Here is an 847-nt window from a genome sequence, read left to right on the forward strand (position 1 = left end):
TCTATCGATATCTCAGCCACCACCATCTTCAACGAGAAGTTCTACCTGGGGGCCAACTATCGTATCGATGATGCCATTGGCGGATTCCTGGACATTCAGCTCTTCGATGGCTTTCGGGCAGGATATGCCTATGAGTACCCGATCTCAGACATTAGCCCTTACACTTCGGGATCACATGAGGTGCTGCTCATCTATGAACTCCGGTTTAAAAATACCCGGTATAAATCACCTCGTTTCTTTTAATCTTAAGACCTGTTGATCATGAAAAATCAGTACTATTTTATACTCTTACTTCTCTCCTGCTCTATTGGCCTGCAGGCACAGAGCGGAAAACAGAAAAAAGCAGACAGGCTCTACAACGATTTTGCCTACCTGGAAGCCACCGAGGTTTACAAGGAGCTTATCGAGAACGAATATAATGTCACTTATAACTCCAAAAAGCTGGGCGATACCTACATGAGGTTGCGCAGCCCTGAGAATGCCGTGCACTATTACGGGGATGTCATCGAGGATACCAGCCTCTCTCCGGAATATTATTATAAATATGCCCAGGCCCTGCGTGGGGTGAAGCGTTACGACGAGTCCAGGCAGTGGCTTAGAAAATACCTGGAAAGCGGCCGGGGATCTGAAGAGATCCGGGCCATGCTCGATAGGGATGAATACAAAAGCAAGGCTACCTACAAGTTACAGCCAGCCCCTTTCAATACCGGGGTAAGCGATTTTGGGGTTTTCGTAAAAGATGATAAGGTCTATTTTGTATCGGCTCGTGCCGAAGGCGTGGATGTCAAGGAAAAGACCTATGCCTGGAACGGTGAGCCCTTTTTGGATATCTATGTGATGGACAAGG

At 47.3% G+C, this 847-nt stretch carries 2 protein-coding genes; both read left to right on the top strand.

Going from position 1 to position 847, the window contains the following annotated elements:
- On the top strand, positions 1-243 hold a 243-nt coding region (locus FLP08_RS15430), incomplete at its 5' end, for a type IX secretion system membrane protein PorP/SprF (RefSeq protein ID WP_156278069.1).
- Positions 244-261: 18 nt separating this feature from the next.
- Positions 262-847 (top strand): tetratricopeptide repeat protein (locus FLP08_RS15435; RefSeq protein WP_162431112.1); only part of this gene is annotated, 586 nt, incomplete at its 3' end.

This window comes from Christiangramia aestuarii, assembly GCF_009735585.1.
Lineage (GTDB): Bacteria > Bacteroidota > Bacteroidia > Flavobacteriales > Flavobacteriaceae > Christiangramia > Christiangramia aestuarii.